Origin of the sequence: Promicromonospora kroppenstedtii DSM 19349 (genome assembly GCF_000515355.1) — a bacterium.
In the GTDB taxonomy this organism is placed as follows: domain Bacteria; phylum Actinomycetota; class Actinomycetes; order Actinomycetales; family Cellulomonadaceae; genus Promicromonospora; species Promicromonospora kroppenstedtii.
Genome location: NZ_KI911567.1, coordinates 4,074 through 5,604 on the forward strand (window position 1 = coordinate 4,074; position 1,531 = coordinate 5,604).

The 1,531-nt window shown below is 72.0% G+C and carries 2 protein-coding genes and 1 pseudogene; 2 read left to right on the top strand and 1 reads right to left on the bottom strand.

Annotated features, from left to right (window positions below):
* Positions 1 to 352, top strand: a 352-nt coding sequence (locus tag PROKR_RS00650) for an alpha/beta fold hydrolase (protein WP_036958846.1), incomplete at its 5' end; no start/stop codon positions are given.
* On the opposite strand, the gene nth is transcribed toward PROKR_RS00650, so the two are convergent.
* Entirely contained in the window at positions 353 to 1,120 is a 768-nt protein-coding gene (nth, locus tag PROKR_RS00655; RefSeq protein WP_036958847.1) for an endonuclease III, read from the bottom strand.
* A gap of 218 nt (positions 1,121 to 1,338) precedes the next feature.
* Between nth and PROKR_RS00660 the strand changes: the two are divergent.
* Positions 1,339 to 1,531: pseudogene (locus tag PROKR_RS00660) on the top strand (MmgE/PrpD family protein); the annotation flags it as partial.

Here is a 1,531-nt window from a genome sequence, read left to right on the forward strand (position 1 = left end):
TGACCTGGTGCGCCGCACCCTCGACCTGGGGGCGGGCGCCCCGCTGCCCGACGACGTCGTGGACCTCTACCGGGCCGTCATGCGCATCCCGTTCGCCGCGCACTCCGCGGCCGAGGCCCTGCGCTGGGCGGTGCGGTCGAGGCCCCGGATGGACGGGCGCCGGTTCGGCGCCGCGCTGCGCCGCCCTCTGGAGGTGCCCGCGCTGCAGGTCCAGGGGGGCCTGGACGGGTTCCTGCGGCCCGAGCGCGCGGACGTGGACGAGCTGGTCCCCGGGGCCGGGCACTTCCTCCCCGAGGAGGCACCCGACCGGGTCAACGAGATCCTGCTGGACTGGCTCGCGCGGGTGGCGTAGCTACTTCAGCGGCAGGCCCGCCAGGGCCGAGCGCTCGGGCGCGGGCCGCACCAGCTTGGCCGCCTTGTCGGGGTCGGTCTCGCCCGCCCCGTAGGACGGGCACAGGTCCTTGATGCTGCACGCCCCGCATGCCGGGGTGCGGGCCAGGCACACGCGCCGCCCGTGCCACACGAGGTGGTGGCTGAGCATGGTCCAGTCCTTCTTCGGGAACAGCTCGCCCACCTCGGCCTCGACCTTCACCGGGTCCTCCTCGGTGGTCAGGCCCAGACGGCGGGCCAGTCGCCCGAAGTGCGTGTCCACGGTGATCCCGGGTACACCGAACGCGTTGCCGAGCACCACGTTCGCCGTCTTGCGACCTACGCCGGGCAGCGTGACCAGATCCTTCAGCTTTCCCGGGACTTCGCCGTCGAACCGCTCGACGAGCGCCTTGCCGAGACCGATCACGGCCCGGGCCTTCGCCCGGAAGAAGCCGAGCGGCCGCAGGATCTCCTCGAGCTCCTCCGGGTTGGCCTCCGCGTAGGCCTGCGCGTCCGGGTACATGACGAACAGCTCGGGCGTGGTCTGGTTGACGCGGACGTCGGTGGTCTGCGGGCTCAGCACGGTCGCCACCAACAGCTCCAGGGGCGTGCGGAAGTCCAGCTCGGCCCGCGCGTCCGGGTAGGTCTGCGCGAGCGTGCGGTTGATGCGCCGTGCCCGGCGCACGAGCGCCAGCCTGCTCTCCGGCGCATTCTTGGAGTGCTTCTCGGATTCGCGTTCGCTGACGGTCACGTCGCCACACTAACGATCCCCACTGACATCGGGCCGGGGATCGCCGGCACCGGGAACTTGGCGCGGGTCTGGTCCGTGTACCTAGGACGCGGAGTATGAGAAGGTCAAGGACGCATCCGCCGTCCACCAGCCGAGCGGTCGCGACCCGATGCCCGCCCGACGGTCCGGGCAGACCGACGGACCACACGACGGTCCACGTGAATCGAGGAAGAGTCACCATGCCGTACACGCACCACCTGCGCGTCTACCCGTCCGCCGAGCCGCTCAAGCGCACCGACCAGCTCGCCTGGAAGCTCGCGGAGCTCGCCACCGACGCCGTCGAGCCCACGGCCGAGGTCACCGACATGGTGATCAACCGCGTGATCGACAACGCCGCGGTCGCGGCGGCCAGCCTCACCCGCGGCCCCGCCG